The organism is Micromonospora sp. 067-2 (assembly GCF_046549295.1).
GTDB lineage: Bacteria > Actinomycetota > Actinomycetes > Mycobacteriales > Micromonosporaceae > Micromonospora.
Genome location: NZ_JAJPWB010000008.1, coordinates 433,758 through 449,653, shown reverse-complemented (window position 1 = coordinate 449,653; position 15,896 = coordinate 433,758). Strand labels below are relative to the sequence as shown.

15 protein-coding genes are annotated in these 15,896 nt (G+C 72.8%); 11 read left to right on the top strand and 4 right to left on the bottom strand.

Going from position 1 to position 15,896, the window contains the following annotated elements; genetic code table 11:
• Positions 1-192 precede the first annotated feature (192 nt).
• Genes ACLJN9_RS21860 through ACLJN9_RS21845 form a run of 4 tightly spaced genes read right to left on the bottom strand, consistent with a single transcriptional unit; the run spans position 193 to position 6,100 of the window.
• Positions 193-1,443 carry an MFS transporter gene (locus tag ACLJN9_RS21860; RefSeq protein ID WP_410813309.1) on the bottom strand — a complete coding sequence of 417 codons (1,251 nt, stop codon included), beginning with the start codon at positions 1,441-1,443 and terminating at the stop codon, positions 193-195.
• Positions 1,444-1,483: 40 nt separating this feature from the next.
• Positions 1,484-2,065 (bottom strand): isochorismatase family protein, encoded by a 582-nt coding sequence (locus ACLJN9_RS21855; protein ID WP_410813308.1) that lies wholly within the window; start codon positions 2,063-2,065, stop codon positions 1,484-1,486.
• 53 nt (positions 2,066-2,118) lie between these two features.
• The gene (locus ACLJN9_RS21850) at positions 2,119-3,405 is read right to left on the bottom strand and encodes a nicotinate phosphoribosyltransferase (protein ID WP_410813307.1); all 1,287 of its coding nucleotides are present in this window, start codon (positions 3,403-3,405) and stop codon (positions 2,119-2,121) included.
• Between the two features lie 16 nt (positions 3,406-3,421).
• Positions 3,422-6,100 (bottom strand): LuxR C-terminal-related transcriptional regulator, encoded by a 2,679-nt coding sequence (locus ACLJN9_RS21845; protein ID WP_410813306.1) that lies wholly within the window; start codon positions 6,098-6,100, stop codon positions 3,422-3,424.
• Between the two features lie 196 nt (positions 6,101-6,296).
• Here ACLJN9_RS21845 and ACLJN9_RS21840 point away from each other — a divergent pair, with 196 nt between their 5' ends.
• The 11 genes from ACLJN9_RS21840 to rdgB all read left to right on the top strand — a co-directional run bounded on the left by ACLJN9_RS21840 (position 6,297) and on the right by rdgB (position 15,865).
• Positions 6,297-7,847, top strand: a complete 1,551-nt coding sequence (locus ACLJN9_RS21840; RefSeq protein WP_410813305.1) for a hypothetical protein — start codon at positions 6,297-6,299, stop codon at positions 7,845-7,847.
• A 148-nt stretch (positions 7,848-7,995) separates the two neighbouring features.
• Entirely contained in the window at positions 7,996-8,286 is a 291-nt protein-coding gene (gene clpS, locus ACLJN9_RS21835) for an ATP-dependent Clp protease adapter ClpS (RefSeq protein ID WP_088946433.1), read from the top strand.
• Positions 8,287-8,400: 114 nt separating this feature from the next.
• Positions 8,401-8,901 carry a DUF2017 domain-containing protein gene (locus ACLJN9_RS21830; protein ID WP_410813304.1) on the top strand — a complete coding sequence of 167 codons (501 nt, stop codon included), beginning with the start codon at positions 8,401-8,403 and terminating at the stop codon, positions 8,899-8,901.
• Positions 8,902-8,953: 52 nt separating this feature from the next.
• Positions 8,954-9,442, top strand: coding sequence for a Mov34/MPN/PAD-1 family protein (locus ACLJN9_RS21825; protein WP_410813303.1), 489 nt, complete (start codon positions 8,954-8,956; stop codon positions 9,440-9,442).
• A gap of 68 nt (positions 9,443-9,510) precedes the next feature.
• Positions 9,511-9,927, top strand: a complete 417-nt coding sequence (locus ACLJN9_RS21820) for a MoaD/ThiS family protein (protein ID WP_410813302.1) — start codon at positions 9,511-9,513, stop codon at positions 9,925-9,927.
• An 11-nt stretch (positions 9,928-9,938) separates the two neighbouring features.
• Entirely contained in the window at positions 9,939-10,904 is a 966-nt protein-coding gene (locus ACLJN9_RS21815; protein WP_410813301.1) for a PLP-dependent cysteine synthase family protein, read from the top strand.
• Between the two features lie 228 nt (positions 10,905-11,132).
• Complete coding sequence (locus ACLJN9_RS21810) at positions 11,133-11,876, top strand: MBL fold metallo-hydrolase (RefSeq protein ID WP_410813300.1); 744 nt, start codon at positions 11,133-11,135, stop codon at positions 11,874-11,876.
• Between the two features lie 109 nt (positions 11,877-11,985).
• Positions 11,986-13,131 (top strand): glycosyltransferase family 4 protein, encoded by a 1,146-nt coding sequence (locus ACLJN9_RS21805; protein WP_410813299.1) that lies wholly within the window; start codon positions 11,986-11,988, stop codon positions 13,129-13,131.
• Entirely contained in the window at positions 13,128-14,297 is a 1,170-nt protein-coding gene (locus tag ACLJN9_RS21800) for a glycosyltransferase (protein ID WP_410813298.1), read from the top strand. The genes ACLJN9_RS21805 and ACLJN9_RS21800 overlap by 4 nt, the downstream gene beginning before the upstream one ends.
• 10 nt (positions 14,298-14,307) lie before the next feature.
• The gene (gene rph / locus ACLJN9_RS21795) at positions 14,308-15,033 is read left to right on the top strand and encodes a ribonuclease PH (protein WP_410813297.1); all 726 of its coding nucleotides are present in this window, start codon (positions 14,308-14,310) and stop codon (positions 15,031-15,033) included.
• Positions 15,034-15,247: 214 nt separating this feature from the next.
• Entirely contained in the window at positions 15,248-15,865 is a 618-nt protein-coding gene (gene rdgB / locus ACLJN9_RS21790) for an RdgB/HAM1 family non-canonical purine NTP pyrophosphatase (RefSeq protein ID WP_410813296.1), read from the top strand.
• The last annotated feature ends 31 nt before the right edge of the window (positions 15,866-15,896 follow it).

Genomic DNA, 15,896 nt, shown 5'->3' with positions numbered 1-15,896 from the left:
GGGTTGCCGGGGTGTTGGGGCGCCGGGTGTCGGGTTGCCGGGGTGTTGGGGCGCCGGGTGTCGGGTTGCCGGGGTGTTGGGGCGCCGGGTGTCGGGTTGCCGGGGTGTTGGGGCGCCGGGTGTCGGGCCGCCGGGGTGTCGGGCCGCCGGCTCTGGTTTGGCGGGCGTCGTTCGCCTCTGGTGTGCCGGCCGTCAGCGACCGGCGGGCGTGAGGTCGGCCTCGACCGGCGGTACCAGGGCGGCCGCGTCCGCGTTGCGGCGGCGGCGCAGCTCGATGGGGAGCACGACCAGGGTGACCAGCGCGCCCAGCGCGCCGGTCACGACGAAACCCCAGAGTGGCGCGCTGGCGTCGATCACCGCGCCGGCGAGAGGCGCGCCGATCGCGATGCCTACGGTGACGGCCGACCCGTGCAGGCCCATGGCCTCACCGCGTACCTCGGGTGGGGCCAGCCGACTGACCGCGTCCGAGGCCGCCGCGATGGTCGGCGCGCAGAGCGCCCCCGCAGGGATCAGAGCCAGGCTGAGCAGCCACCAGTGTGCGCCGCCCAACCCGACCGGGATGGTGCAGAGACCGAGCGCCGCAGTCAGCGCCAGGGGGGAGAGCGAGCGGTGCACGGCACCGTAGGCGAACCCGCCGGCCAGCGAGGCGACCGCCCAGATGGCCAGCACCGCTCCGGTCCAGCCGACCTCGCCGCTGGCACGCAGCACGGCGACCACCGCCACGTCGGTGCCACCGAGCACCAGGGTGGCGGCGGTACTGACGGCCAGCACGGCGAGCAGTCGGGGAGTCAACCATTCTCGGCGGGGCACCCGACGCCGTGGGCCGGTCGGCTCGGCGGCGCTCCGGGTGGGCGGGTTGAGTAGCCACAGGCCGATTCCGGCGGCGACGATGCCGGCGCCGACCAGGTACAGGGTCGTCCGCGCGGAGATCGCGGTGACCAGCGCCACCGCCAGCGCGGGGCCGATCATGAAGGACAGCTCCACCGACATCGAGTCCAGCGCGTACGCCGGGCGGCGTTGGTCCTCCGGGACCAGCGCGGCAATGGACTGGCGGACCATCGAGAAGATGGGCAGCGCCAGCGAGCCGGCCACGAAGGCGGCGGGCAGCAGCAGCGGGTACGACAGCGAGGGCGCCGTGGCCCAGAACAGCGCCTCGGCGATCGCGGTGAGCACCAGAACCGGACGCAGGCCGCGCCGATCCACCAGCCGACCGAGCAGCGGGCCGCCGATCGCCGCGCCGACCGTGATGGCCGCACCGACCAGGCCGGCGGCCCCGTAGCCCCGATCGAGGTCGAGCACCACGTAGAAGGTCAGCGTCACACCGGTCGCGGTCAGCGGGATGCGGGCGAGGACTGCGAGCAGCAGCAGTGACCGCAGGCCGGGCAGGGCGAGCGCATCCCGGTAAGGCTTCATGTTCACGTGGGTCCGTACCTCCGGCGACATCCTCGACCGGCGACGGGCGGATGACCAACGAATTACCGGTTCATGCGGCCCTCATCACAGGCTCGCCGTGCAGCGTCACGCCGGCGCCGTCCATCGCTCGTAGCGCCACGTCGGTGGTCGCCGGGGCGACCGCGGCGGTCAGTTCGAGCAGCACGGTAGTGGCGAAACCCTCGCGGGCGGCGTCCAGCGCGGTCGCCCGGACGCAGTGGTCGGTGGCGATGCCGACCACATCCACCCGGTCGACGTCGTGCCGGCGCAGCCAATCCGCCAGGCACTCACCGTCGTCGGCATGCCCCTCGAACCCGGAGTACGCCGCCGCGTGCTCGCCCTTGTGGAAGATCGCCTCGACCCGCCCGGTCTCCAGGTCGGGGTGGAACTCCGAGCCGCTGGTGCCGACCACGCAGTGCCGCGGCCAGGACTCCACGAAGTCCGGCGGGTCGCCGAAATGGGAGCCGGGGTCGACGTGGTAGTCCTTGGTCGCGACCACGTGCGCCCAGCGGTCCGGCTCGGCACCGAGGAGTCGGGAGATGCCGGCGGCCACCCCTGCGCCGCCCCCGACGGCCAGCGAGCCGCCCTCGCAGAAGTCGTTCTGCACGTCCACGATGATCAGCGCGTTGGCCATCGGGGTCTCCCTCTCCTCATGATCGGGTCTGCGGTGATCGTCCTGGATGAGCTTCAGTCGGCGGGAACGACGCTGACCGGCACGGCAGGGTCGCCGGCGGACAGCTTCAGCCCCTCCCAGGGGATGGAGATCAGGCATTCGCGCAGGTGCTCCCGCGACTCGTCAAGTGTCGGCAGCGCCACCGGCTCACCATCGACCACGTACGAGCGCTGGAGCATCCGGTCGTTGGGTTGCCGGTCCGGTACGCCCTGCGGAACGATGATCTCCTCGGTGGCGGTGCCCGTCGGCTTGTGTCGGCGGACGGCGACCTTCCGGCCACCAATGGTCGCCTTGTGCTCGGAGCGCTTCACCACCGGCCGTCCCTCGACCTCGACGAGCTTGTAGACCAGCCCGGCGGTCGGCGCCCCGGAACCGGTGACCACGGCGGTGCCCGCGCCGTACATGTCCACGGGTTCGGCGGCCAGCGCGGCGATGGAGTACTCGTCCAGGTCGCCGGAGACGATGATCTTCGTTTCGGTGGCGCCCAGCGAGTCCAGCAGTTCCCTGGACTGCTGGGCGATCACCGCCAGATCACCGGAGTCGATCCGTACCGCCCGCAGTTCCGGCCCGGCCACCGCGATCGCGTTGCGGATGCCCTGGCTGATGTCGTACGTGTCGACCAGCAGCGTCGTGTCCCTGCCCAGCGTGGCGACCTGCGAGGCGAACGCCGCCCGCTCGTCGTGGTGCAGCAGCGTGAACGCGTGCGCGGCCGTGCCCGCCGTCGGGATGCCGTAGCGCGCGCCGGCGGCGAGGTTGGAGGTGAACCGGAACCCGGCCAGGTACGCGGCACGGGCCGCAGCCACGGCGGCCTCCTCGTGCGCTCGCCGCGACCCCATCTCGATCAGCGCCCGACCCCGCGCCGCGGTCACCATCCGGGCCGCCGCGGCAGCCACCGCGCTGTCGTGGTTGAGCACGGAGAGCACCAGCGTCTCCAGCACCACGCACTCGGCGAAGCCGCCGGAGACGGTGAGGATCGGCGAACCGGGAAAGAAGAGCTCACCCTCGGCGTACCCCTCGATGTCGCCGGTGAAGCGGTAGTCGGCGAGCCAGGCGGCCGCCGCCTCGTCGGCCACTCCGGTCCGACGCAGGAAGTCGATCTCCGTCGGGTCGAAGCGGAAGTCGCGGACCAGCTCGACGAGGCGGGCCGTACCGGCGACCACGCCGTACCGGCGGCCGCTGGGCAGTCGGCGGCTGAACACCTCGAACACGCAGCGGCGATCGGCGGTGCCGTCCTTCAGTGCCGCGCTGACCATCGTCAGCTCGTAGTGGTCAGTCAGCAGCGCGGGGCGGAGGGTGCTCACCACGCAAGCCTAAGGTTCAGCCCGCGTCGCCGCCCTCGTGGCCCGGGATCGATCGCAGCGCGGCCCACAGTTCGGCACGGCCGGTCACGCCGAGCTTGGTGTAGATCCGCTGGAGGTGGTTCTCCACCGTCCGGGCGGAGAGGTAGAGCCGCTCGGCGATGGCCTTGCTGGTCGCGCCATGGGCGGCGAGGCGGGCCACCTGCCATTCGCGTTCGGTCAGCACCGGCGCCCCGGCGTGCAGCGCTGGCGTACGGATCAGGTCGCAACGGCCGAGCAGCCCGGCCAGCCGCTCCCGGGCCTCGCCGGCCGCCGGCGAGTGCTGCTGGCGCAGCCGGTGCAGGGCCTGGGCGGTGGCCTCGGCGGCGTACACGTGCAGTTCCAGTGCGGCGTAGTCGTCGGCGACCGCGAGCAGGTCCGGGGCGGAGTCGGTCACCGCGGCCCGGGCGTGCCGGGCCAGCAGCGGCGGAAGCACCCCGTCGACCTGCTCGGAGAGCTCCGCGAGGCGCTGTGCGACGGTGCGTCGGCCACCGTCGGAGCAGGTCGGGCCGACCGGCGCCCCCGCCTGGTCCAGTCGGACCAGATCGTGCAGCGCGTGCACCTCGTGCCCGGCGAAGCCGTCCGCGCGCAACCGCTCCACCAGGTCGGTGAGCTGCTTGACGGCGCCGGGCAGGTCGCCCGACGCGGCGAGCACCGCTCCCCGGGCCTGCTCCAGCCAGGGATAGAGCACCGCCATGCCCGGCGCGTGGGTGCGGTCCGCCTCGGCCATCGCCTCGGCGGCCTGCGCCGCGTCGCCGCGCAGCGCCGCCGCCTGGGCTCGTTCGGCCTGGGCCAGACCGGCGTAGACCCGACTGGTGGCCAGCACCGCGCAGGCGCCCAGCGACGTCCGCATCGCCGCGTCGCTCTGCCCGCGCAGCCGGGCCGCGCACGCCTGGAGGATGGCCAGGTAGCCGGTGCCGAGCCGGAAGTCGCCGGCGCCCGCGAGGTCGGCGAACTCGTCGGCCACGATCGCGTCGATGCCGGCCAGGTCGCCGGTGAGCATGAGTCGGGTGCCCCGGGCCAGCTCCAGGGCCAGTTGCAGGTACGGCATGTCGGTGCGCCAGTTGGCCGCCGCGGAGTGCACCTGGGCGATCGCCGTACCGCTGCGGGCGAGCTGGCCCTGCGCGGCCTGGAGGTACGCGATGGTGCTGCGGGCGAGCTCGCGGGCGGCGACGCTGGCCGCCGGTCGGTCCAGCACCCGCCGGCTGAGTCGCACCGCGGCGGCGGTGTCCAGTCGATGCAGTCGCATGATCGCTTCGAAGGCGTGCACCCGGGCACGGTCGGCGGAATCGCTGAGCTGTGCGGCGCGGATCGCGATCTCCTCCACCGTGGAGTCCCGGCTCAGCCCCCAGTAGCTGACCATCCCCCGCACGGTGAGCCACCGGCAGAGCCGCCGCTCGTCGTCGGGATCGGGAGTCACCGCGTCGAGGACGTCGACCGCCTCCTCCGGCCGGTCGGCGAACATCAGGATGGTGGCCAGCAGCTCCGCCGCGTCCGAGCCACCGTCGGCGTTCAGCGCGGCGCGGGCCAGCCTCGTCGCCAGGGGCACGTCGTAGCGGGTGAACGCCTGCACGGCCGCGTCCAGCAGCAGGGCAGCGTCCTGGGCGGTGCCCGAGTCGAGTCGCCACACCGCCACCCGCAGGAGGTCGTCGCGGCGGCGCTTACCGGCCTGCTCCAACAGCTCCGCGAGGTGCGCCTGGAGTCGTCGGGTGCGGCTCACCGGGCAGCGGCGGCGCATCACCTCGCCGTACAGCGGGTGGGCCAGCCGGACGTTGGTCCGGCGGTCGCTCTGCACGACGGTGATCAGCCCGCGTTCCTCGGCCATCTCCACGTCGGCCGACGCGGCGGCCTGGTTGAGCAGGTGCAGGCCCATCGGTTCGCCGAAGGCGACCAGCTCGACGACCGCGCGGACGCCGTCGGTGAGCTGCCCGACCCGGGTGTCGATCAGGTCGGTCAGGTTGGGTGCCAACTCCAGGCGTCCGGTCCACTTCCAGATGCCGTAGGTGCGCTTCAGCTCCGCGCTGCCGTTGGCGGCGTGCACCAGCTCACGCAGCAGCAGGGGGTTGCCGGACGACAGCCGGCCGAGTCGGTCGGCGGAGCCGGCGTCGACCGGGCCGCCGAGGATCGCCGCCAGCAGGCCGGCGGTCTCGGCATGCGGCATCGGGGTCAGCTCGACGTGCTCGACCAGATCGTCGGTCCAGAGTGCCCGGATCGGCAGCGGGATCTGCTCACCGTCGCGCAGGGTGCCGATCACGGTGGCGTTGTCCGCGCGGGCGACCAGGTGTACCAGCGCCGCCGACGGCGGGTCGAGCAGGTGCGCGTCGTCGATGGCGAGCACGATCCGCCGGCCGGCCGCCTGTTGTTGCAGCACGTTCAGCGCCCAGCGCAGGATGCCGGCGGGGGAGAGCCCCTGGGGTTGCTCGGCGGGGAGGACCTGCACCAGCCCGCCGAACGGGAGCGCGGCGGTGGTGGCGCTGGCCGCGATGGACCAGATCGCGTACCGGTCGGTGGGCAGGGTGCTCACGCACTCGCGCAACAGTCGGCTCTTTCCGACGCCCGCGCTGCCGCTGAAGAAGAGCCCCCGGCCGGCCTCGCCGGTCACCGCCGCCAGCAGGCGGTTGAGCTCATCGGTTCGGCCGACGAACTTCCATCGACTCATCCGCGCAGCATATCCATCGAAACCTGTCCGCGCGCGTACCGTCACGCACCGAAGTTGAGTAGTCTCCTGATTACCGGTGAGTATCCGAAGTGGCTCTCCCGGTCCTGGCCCACACGTACTGTTCCGACATCCGGGTGGTGTCACCGGATTCTCCACCCGACCGGCGCGCCGGTCGCCTGCCCTGGGAGGCCACCCGATGAAGCAGGGCCCTCTCCCCTCGGTCGACGTGCCGAACGACATGGCCGGCCCGACCGACCTGCCGCGCTGCGGTCCGCTGCCCACCCGGGTCGGCGTGACCGGTCCCGCTCCGGAGGAGCCGCTCGGCGTGGTAGCCGTCGGCCCGCCCGGCGCCGGGCGGCGCGCGGTGCTGGCCACCCTGCTGGGGCTCGATCCGGTCATGCTCACCGTGCCGGCGGGCAGTTGGCTGGTGGTGCGGCACGCCAAGGTGCCCACCCGGGCGGCGTACGTGCCGGGCTACCGTCAGCCGCACTCGTACGGCGCGGACTCCGACGCCGCGGGCCCGGCGCTGGCCCGCCCGCCCCGGCGGGTCGAGCTGGGTGTGCCCGAGCCGCTGCTGCGGCACTTCACCCTGATCGACACGCCGGACAGCGGCACGCTCGGTGTGGCCGGTGGTCGGGTGTTGCTCGACGCGGTTGGCCGGGCCGGCGCGCTGCTCTTCGTGATCGCTGCCGACCAGGCGTTCACCGCCGCCGAGTTGAACCTGCTCGCCGAGGTGGCCCCGGCCCCGGTGCGGGTCGTCTTCGCGGTCACTCCCGGCACTGCGGGCTGGGCCCCGCTGACCGACGGCGCGGCGATGACGGAGGACGCGGGGGCGTCCGTCCCGCCGGCCGGCGGTGTGCCGGGCGAGGTCGACCCGGTGGCGGTGACCGTGGCGGCGCACCGGGCTGCGCTGCTGGCCGCCGTGCCCGCGTTGGCCGGCGCGCGGTGGTTCCCGGTCGCCGACGCCGACTCCGCCGCCGACCTGCGCCGCGCGCTCGTGGGTTGGGCGGCCGACGAGGGGCTGCTCCGGGCCAGCGTGGAACCGCCGGTGCTGCCGGGCCAGCACGACCGGGTGCCCGTGGTCGCCGACCCGGGGGACTGGTCGGAGCAGCTCGACCGACAGACCCGTTCCTGTGCCCAACGGATCCGCCAGCACCTCGCGCTGGAGCTGGCGAACATCCACCTGCGGGCGGTCCAGGAGATCGTCTTCGGGGTTGGCTGCGCCGGTCTGCCGGAGCTGCTGGACCGGGAGATGGCGGCGTTGTCGCTGTTGGCGACCGTGCAGTGTGACCACGCCCTGCGGGGCATCGTGGCCGACGCCGCGGCCCGGGTGCTCGGCGCGCCGCCGGCCGAGGGCGTACGCCGCCGGATCGCCACCGCGATGCGGTACGGGCTGGCCGATCACGGGACCGGCCGGGATCTGGACCGGGTGTTGTTGATCACCAGCACGGCCGGAGTGGCCGGCCTGACCGGCCCGGAGGCGATCGACGCGCTCGCCGGCTATCCCACGGCAGTCCGCGACGAGGTGCTCCCGCCGGTCGCGGTGGCGCTCTCCGGCGGCTGCTGGCAGACGTGGCGTACGCCCGGCAACGACGACCACAACGCCGCGCGGGCGTGGTCCCAGCGGGCGCTGCGGGAGGTCGAGCTGGGGCTGTCCAGGGAAATCTCCCGACGGTTCGAGGTGATCCGGCTCTCGCTGGGCGCGGTGCTGGCGGACGCCGTCGACCACGGCATCCTGCTCGCCTGACGGCATGGCCGTACCCCGAGCCGGGTCCGCACCGCACCTCGCGTCCGACGACGTCCAGGGTGGGTTCGGCGCGACCGAGGTGGGCGATCCTCGCCGGGCCGGCGTTCCGGTTCCTCGGTTCCGGGAAACCGGTGGCACGATGGGGGGCATGGCGGCTCCGCAGGTTGCACCGGTCGAGACGCCGGACACTGACGAGGTGCCGGCGTCCGACCGGCAGTGGGTGACGATCGTGTGGGACGACCCGGTCAACCTGATGACGTACGTGACCTGGGTCTTCCAGAAGCTTTTCGGCTACAGCCGGGAGAGGGCCGAGCAGCTCATGCTGGACGTGCACCACAAGGGCCGGGCGGTGGTCTCCACCGGCGCCCGGGAACGGATGGAGCACGACGCGTCGCAGCTGCACGCGTACGGGCTGTGGGCGACGGTGGACCGCTCGTGAGCGCGAGGAGTGAGCCGGTGTTGCGAGCCCCGCAGTCGCGAACAGGGCTGGCACCGTGAGCGCGAGGAGTGAGCCGGTGTTGCGAGCCCCGCAGTCGCGAACAGGGCTGGCGCTATGAGCATGTTCCGACGCCAGGCCGACCGCTATGTCGCCACCTTCGCCGTCGACGAGGTGCGGGTGCTACGCAAGGTCGCCTCCGAGGTGGTCGGCCTGCTCACCGACGGCTTCGACCACACCGACCCGGTTGTCGGCCGGCTGTTCCCGGCCGTCTATCCGGAGGACGCAGCCGGCTCCGCCGAGTTCCGCCGTTACACCGAGGGCGACCTGAAGACCGCGAAGATCGATCAGGCCGGGGCCATCCTGGCCGCGCTGCCCGACGAGGCCGGCGGCGAGGTGCGGCTGGACACCGAGGCGGCGGAGGCCTGGCTGAAGGCGTTGAACGACGCCCGGCTGGCGATGGGCGTCCGGCTGGAGATCAAGGACGGCACGGACCTGGGTGAGGAGCTGGACGACGCGGTGGCCGAGGATCCGGCCTCCAGTCGGGTGTTCCAGTTGTCGGTCTACGCGTACCTCGGTTATCTGCAGGAGTCGCTGCTCAACGCCTTGATCGACTAGTGGTGACCGGCACCACTTCGGCCCGTGCCCGGCAGGCGTTAGGCTGGTGCACGTGCTGAGCATCGACCGGTCGATCGTCGACGCGATCGTCGCCCACGCGCGCCGGGACCACCCCGACGAGGCGTGCGGCGTGGTCGCCGGTCCCGTCGGCAGCGACACCCCCACCCGGCACATCCAGATGGACAATGCCGCGCGCTCGATGACCTTCTACGAGTTCGACTCTATGGAGCACCTGCGGGTGTGGCGGGAGATGGACGACAGGGACGAGGAGCCCGTCGTCATCTACCACTCGCACACCGCCACCGAGGCGTACCCGTCGCGGACCGACGTCTCCTTCGCCGGTGAGCCGGGCGCGCACTACCTGCTCGTCTCGACCCGTGAGCCCGACTCGGACGAGATCCGGTCTTTCCGGATCGTCGACGGGGTGGTCGCCGAGGAGCCGGTCCGGATCGTGGAGGCAGGCGTCGACCCGCACGCCGTCCAGTCGTACATGTTCGGGCAGAGCCCGGCGACGGTCGACTACGAGTGTTCCGGCCGCTGACCCGTTCAGCGTCCGCACCCGTTTTCGTCCCGTCACCGTAGGCACACCCGAACGAGGAGTACGACATCATGGCCATTGAGGTTCGCATCCCCACCATCCTGCGCAGCTACACCGGCGGCGCCAAGGTCGTCGAAGGCGCTGGCGACACCCTGAGCGACCTGCTCGCCGACCTGGACTCCCGGCACGGCGGGTTGCGGGGCCGGCTGGTCACCGAGGCCGGCACGCTGCACCGTTTCGTCAACGTCTACGTCAACGACGAGGACGTCCGCTTCCTCGGCGCCCTGGACGCCAAGCTCGCCGACCGCGACAGTGTCACCATCCTGCCGGCCGTGGCCGGTGGCGCGTTCGGCTTCGCCGCCGCCGCGGCGATCAGCTCGCACAGCGCCGCCGCCGCGGCGATCAGCTCGCACAGCGCCGCCGCCGCGGCGATCAGCTCGCACAGCGCCGCGTCGGCGGTGGCACGCGGCGCCGTCGCCGCCCGCTGAGGGCAGCCGTCATGGCGCGGTACGACAGCCTGCTCGACGCCTGCGGGGGCACGCCGCTGGTCGGCCTGCCCCGGCTCTCCCCGACGGTGCCCGACGGTGCTCCGCCGGTGCGGCTCTGGGCCAAGCTGGAGGACCGCAACCCGACCGGCAGCATCAAGGACCGGGCGGCGCTGTTCATGGTCCGCGCGGCGGAGGAGGCTGGCCGGCTCCGGACGGGTGACACCATCCTCGAGCCGACCAGCGGCAACACCGGGATCTCGCTGGCCATGGTGGCCAAGCTGCGCGGCTACCGCCTGGTCTGTGTGATGCCGGAGAACGTGTCCACCGAGCGGGTCCAGATGCTCCGGATGTACGGCGCTGAGATCATTTTCTCGCCGGCGGCGGGTGGTTCCAACCAGGCAGTCGCCACCGCCAAGCAGATCTCCGCCGAGCATCCCGACTGGGTGATGCTCTACCAGTACGGCAACGAGGCGAACGCCCGGGCGCACTACGAGACGACCGGGCCGGAGTTGCTGCGCGACCTGCCCACCGTCACGCACTTCGTGGCCGGGCTGGGCACCACCGGGACCCTGATGGGCACCGGTCGGTACCTGCGGGAGAAGGTCGACGGCATCCAGGTCGTGGCCGCCGAGCCGCGCTACGGCGAGGTGGTCTACGGCCTGCGCAACATCGACGAGGGGTACGTGCCGGAGCTCTACGACGCCTCGGTGCTCTCCCGGCGCTTCTCGGTCGGTACGCGGGACGCGGTGCTGCGTACCCGGCAGCTCGTCGACGTGGAGGGCATCTTCGCCGGCTTCTCCACCGGAGCGATCCTGCACGCCGCGCTCGCGGTGGCGCATGAGGCGGTCCGCGACGGCCGCCGTGCCGATGTGGCGTTCGTGGTCTGCGACGGCGGCTGGAAATACCTGTCCACCGGCGCGTACGGCGGCACGCTCGCCGACGCGGAGGACGCCCTGGAGGGGCAGCTCTGGGCCTGAGGTGACGTGGTCGGTCCTGTCCGCGGGCCGTCGACGCGTGCGCCGACGGCCCGCGGGCTGCTCTGGGCGGCGTGAACAGGTGTCACGTTCGTGACAACTTCCAGTGGATGATTCTTGCTGACCGGTGGGCCAGCGTAGGCTGCGCAGCGTGGCGTACGCGTCGGTAGAGATCATGGCCCGGGCAATGGCCGGCACGGATGCTACTGACAGTGACAGTGAGACAACCCGATGCGACTAACCGTTCTGGGGTGCGCCGGTAGCTTCCCCGGTCCCGAGTCGCCCTGTTCGGCCTATCTCGTCGAGGCCGACGGTTTCCGGCTCCTGGTCGACTTCGGCCCGGGCTCCCTGTCGAGCCTCCAGCGGTACGTGGGGCTGCACGCCCCGGACGCGATCCTGCTGACCCACCTGCACTGCGACCACATCCTCGACGCCGTGTCCTACGTGGTCGTCCGCCGGTACGCCCCGAACGGCGCCTACCCGGCGCTGCCGGTGTACGCGCCGTCCGGCGCACCGGACCGGCTCAGCGCCGCGTACGGCGACGACGGCACCGTCGAGGACGTATACCAGTTCTACGCCCTCCAACCGGGCACCTTCCCGATCGGGCCGTTCACGGTGACCGTGGACCGCGTCAACCACCCCGTCGAGACGTACGGCGTGCGGTTGGAGCACGGTGGCCGGTCGCTCTGCTACTCCTCGGACACGGCGCCCTGCGACGCGCTGCTGCGACTGGCCCAAAATGCCGACGTCTTCCTCTGCGAGGCCAGCTACCTCGACGGGATGGACAATCCGCCGGATCTGCACCTCACGGGCCGGGAGGCCGGCGAGGCGGCCACCAAGGCCGTGGTGGGTCGGCTGCTGCTCACCCACCTGGTGGCCGCGTGGGGTAGCGAGGCGCACACGGTGGAGTCGGCCGCCGCCGCGTACACCGGGCCACTCGAGGTGGTCCGGGCCGGCGCCAGTTACGACATCTGACCCACCGCGTCCGGTCCCGCCGATCAACCGACGGTCTTGTGCCGTACTGTTCGCCGGCCGGTCAGCGGGCGGTCGTCTGGCGCACCCGTGACGCCCGCACGGTGTGGGCATGCGGATCGCCATCGTGACCGAGTCGTTCCCGCCGGACGTGAACGGCGTCGCGCACTCCGTGGTGCGGACGGCGGAACACCTGCTCGCCCGGGGCCACGAGCCGGTCGTCATCGCTCCCGCCCCGCCGGTCGCCGGCGGGCACGTCACCGACCGGTTGCCGTACCCGGTGGTGCGCATCCCCAGCGTGCCGTTGCCCGGCTATCAGGGCTTTCGGCTGGGTGTGCCCACCACCACCCGACTGGCCGGTGCGTTGCTGTCGGCCGCGCCCGACGTGGTCCACCTGGCGAGCCCGTTCATCCTGGGCGGCCGGGCGGCCACGCTTGCCAGCCGGCACGGGCTGCCCACGGTGGCGGTCTACCAGACCGACGTCGCGGCGTACGCCCGTGCCTACCGGGTCAGTTGGGGTGAGGCGGCGGCCTGGCGGCGACTTCGGGAGATCCACAACTCGGCGCAGCGCACGCTCGCCCCGTCCACCCGGGCCGCCGCCGACCTGATCGCAAACGGGGTGCAGCGGATCTGGCTGTGGCGTCGGGGCGTCGACGCCGTTCGGTTCGACCCGGCGAAACGGTGCCCGGCGCTGCGGCGCCAACTGGCACCCGGCGGTGAGCTGCTGATCGGGTACGTCGGCCGGCTGGCACCGGAGAAGCGGGTGGAGCTGCTGGCGGCGACCTCCCGGCTGCCCGGCGTCCGGGTGGTCGTGGCCGGCGACGGGCCGGCCCGCCGCCAACTGGCGCGGGCGTTGCCCGAGGTGAACTTCCTGGGTGTGCAGCACGGCGAGGATCTGGCCCGGCTCTACGCCAGCCTGGACCTGTTCGTGCACACCGGGCCGCACGAGACCTTCGGCCAGACTCTGCAGGAAGCGTTGGCGTCCGGAGTGCCGGTGGTGGCGCCGGCCAGCGGCGGACCGGTGGACCTCGTCGACACGGGGGTGACGGGGTTGCTGGTGCCGCCGAACGACGGGGACGCGCTGGCCGCCGCCGTTGTCGAGCTGACCGGCGACTCCGACCGGCGGCGGGCGTACGGCCTGGCGGCCCGGACCGCGGTCAGCCGACGCAGTTGGGCGGCGGTCGGTGACGAGCTGATCGGCCACTACCACGCCGTACGCGCCGTCGCCGCCACCGTCGGCCTGCCAGCCGCGTCGTGAGCGGGACGGCCGGCGGGCTGCGGATCGTACGGCTCGCCAACTTCGTGACCGCGCGCTCCGGTGGCTTGCGGACCGCGCTGCGGCACCTGGGCGAGGGTTACCGGGCGGCCGGACACCATCCGGTGCTGGTGATACCCGGGCGGCGAACCGCTGACGAGTGGCACCCGTGGGGTCGGGTGGTCACCCTGGTCGGGCCGGAGCTGCCCGGCAGCGGCGGCTACCGGCTGCTCGCCGGCCGGCGTCGACTGGCCCGGGTGCTCGCCGAGCTGGCGCCGGACCGGTTGGAGGTCTCCGACCGGTCGTCGCTGCGCTGGACGGGACGGTGGGCGAGGGCGAACGGGGTGCCGTCCGTGATGGTCTCGCACGAGTCGTTGACCGGGTTGCTCGGCCAGTGGGGCGTACCGGACGCGCTGCGCCGGCCGACCGCCGACCGGCTCAACCGAGCGACCAGCCGGGCGTACGACCGGATCGTGTGCACCACCCGGTGGGCGGCCGAGGAGTTCCACCGGATCGGTGCCGACAACGTGCACCTGGTGCCCCTCGGCGTCGACCTGGACACCTTCCACCCGGGTCGGGCCGACCCGCGACTGCGTGAGCGGTACGCCGATCCGACCGAGCTGTTGCTGGTGCACTGTGCCCGGCTGTCTCCGGAGAAGCGGCCGGAGTTGGCCGTCCAGGCGCTGGCCGAGCTGCGCCGGGCCGGCGTGCCGGCGGTGCTGGTGATGGCCGGCGACGGCCCGCTGCGCACCGCGCTGGCCCGCCGCGCCGCCGGCCTGCCGGTCACGTTCACCGGTTTCCTACCCGACCGCGCCGCCGTGGCCGCGCTGCTCGCCAGCGCGGACGTGGTGCTGGCTCCCGGCCCGGTGGAGACCTTCGGCCTAGCCGGGCTGGAGGCGCTGGCCTGCGGCACACCGGTGGTGGTGAACGCGGCCAGCGCCCTGCCCGAGGTGGTCGGCGGCGCGGGGCTGGCGGCGTACGGCTCGGCGGCGTCGATGGCGGCGGCGGTGACCGCGCTGGCGGCCCGGCCGGAGGCGGAGCGGAGGCGGGCCGCCCGGGCACGAGCCGAGGAGTTCGGCTGGCCGGCCGCCGTCGCCGGATTCCTCCGGGTGCACGGCGCGGAAACCGGTCGGGGCACCCCGGGGCGGGGAGATCACGGCACCGCATAGGGTGCAGGGCATGGCGCGACCTGATGGGCGAGAGCCCGATCACCTTCGACCGGTGACCCTGACCCGAGGCTGGAGCACCCATCCGGAGGGCTCGGTGCTCGTCGAGTTCGGCGGCACCCGGGTGCTCTGCACGGCCAGCGTCACCGAGGGGGTGCCCCGCTGGCGCAAGGGCTCCGGGCTCGGCTGGGTGACCGCCGAGTACGCGATGCTGCCCCGGGCCACCAACACCCGCTCGGATCGCGAGAGCGTCAAGGGTCGGGTCGGTGGCCGTACCCACGAGATCTCCCGGCTGATCGGCCGCAGCCTGCGTGCCAGCATCGACCTCAAGGCGCTCGGCGAGAACTCGGTGGTGCTCGACTGCGACGTGCTACAGGCCGACGGCGGCACCCGGACCGCCGCGATCACCGGCGCCTACGTGGCGCTGCACGACGCGGTGACCTGGCTGGCCGCCCGCAAGTCGCTCGCGGGTAGGCCGGAGAATGTGATGCACCGCTCGGTGGCCGCGGTCAGCGTGGGGATCATCGCCGGTGAGGCGCGGCTCGACCTCTGCTACACCGAGGACGTGGCCGCCGAGGTGGACATGAACGTGGTGTGCACCGGTGCGGGCGACTTCGTGGAGGTGCAGGGCACCGGCGAGGCGGGCGTGTTCGCCCGGGAGCAGCTCGACGCCCTGCTCGACCTGGCCGTCACGGGTTGTGCCGAGTTGGCCGAAGCCCAGCGAAAGGCACTGTCGTGAGCGCGAGGAGTGAGCTTGCGAGCCCCGCAGTCGCGAACAAAGGTGACTCAGTGAGCGCGAGGAGTGAGCTTGCGAGCCCCGCAGTCGCGAACAAAGGTGGCTCAGTGAGCGCGAGGAGTGAGCTTGCGAGCCCCGCAGTCGCGAACGGAGGTGACTCAGTGAGCGCGAGGAGTGAGCTTGCGAGCCCCGCAGTCGCGAACGGAGGTGACTCAGTATGAACAAGGTTCTGCTCGCCACGCGTAACCGCAAGAAGTTGGTGGAACTCCAGCGGATCCTGGACGGCGCGCTCGGCGCGCACCGGATCGCCCTGCTCGGGCTCGATGACGTCGAGCAGTACGCGGAGTTGCCGGAGACCGGCCTCACCTTCGGCGAGAACGCGCTGATCAAGGCACGGGAGGGTTTCCGACGGACCGGGCTGCCGACCATCGCCGACGATTCCGGGCTCGCGGTGGACGCGCTCAACGGCATGCCGGGTGTGTTCAGCGCCCGCTGGTCCGGCCGGCACGGTGACGACCGGGCCAACCTGCAGTTGGTGCTGGATCAGATCGGTGACGTGCCTGACGAGCAGCGGGCCGCGTCCTTCGTCTGCACGGTGGCGCTGGTGCTGCCCGGCGGCAAGGAGCACCTGGTCGACGGTCGGCAGTCCGGGCGGGTGCTGCGGGACCCGCGGGGCGACGGTGGGTTCGGCTACGACCCGATCTTCCTGGGCGACGGGCAGGCCCGGACCAACGCCGAGTTGACCCCGGCGGAGAAGGACGCGATCAGTCACCGCGGCAAGGCGCTGCGCGAGCTGGCCAAGCTGGTCGCGAAGGTGCTGCCGCCCGCCGCCTGACCCGCGGCGGACGACAGCGACCCCGCGGAGA

Bases quoted from the DNA above. Each gene is read 5' to 3' on its own strand.
- ACLJN9_RS21860 (WP_410813309.1), bottom strand. From the start codon at position 1,443: ATGTCGCCGGAGGTACGGACCCACGTGAACATGAAGCCTTACCGGGAT.
- ACLJN9_RS21855 (WP_410813308.1), bottom strand. From the start codon at position 2,065: ATGGCCAACGCGCTGATCATCGTGGACGTGCAGAACGACTTCTGCGAG.
- ACLJN9_RS21845 (WP_410813306.1), bottom strand. From the start codon at position 6,100: ATGAGTCGATGGAAGTTCGTCGGCCGAACCGATGAGCTCAACCGCCTG.
- ACLJN9_RS21840 (WP_410813305.1), top strand. From the start codon at position 6,297: ATGAAGCAGGGCCCTCTCCCCTCGGTCGACGTGCCGAACGACATGGCC.
- clpS (WP_088946433.1), top strand. From the start codon at position 7,996: ATGGCGGCTCCGCAGGTTGCACCGGTCGAGACGCCGGACACTGACGAG.
- ACLJN9_RS21830 (WP_410813304.1), top strand. From the start codon at position 8,401: ATGAGCATGTTCCGACGCCAGGCCGACCGCTATGTCGCCACCTTCGCC.
- ACLJN9_RS21820 (WP_410813302.1), top strand. From the start codon at position 9,511: ATGGCCATTGAGGTTCGCATCCCCACCATCCTGCGCAGCTACACCGGC.
- ACLJN9_RS21815 (WP_410813301.1), top strand. From the start codon at position 9,939: ATGGCGCGGTACGACAGCCTGCTCGACGCCTGCGGGGGCACGCCGCTG.
- ACLJN9_RS21810 (WP_410813300.1), top strand. From the start codon at position 11,133: ATGCGACTAACCGTTCTGGGGTGCGCCGGTAGCTTCCCCGGTCCCGAG.
- ACLJN9_RS21805 (WP_410813299.1), top strand. From the start codon at position 11,986: ATGCGGATCGCCATCGTGACCGAGTCGTTCCCGCCGGACGTGAACGGC.
- rph (WP_410813297.1), top strand. From the start codon at position 14,308: ATGGCGCGACCTGATGGGCGAGAGCCCGATCACCTTCGACCGGTGACC.
- rdgB (WP_410813296.1), top strand. From the start codon at position 15,248: ATGAACAAGGTTCTGCTCGCCACGCGTAACCGCAAGAAGTTGGTGGAA.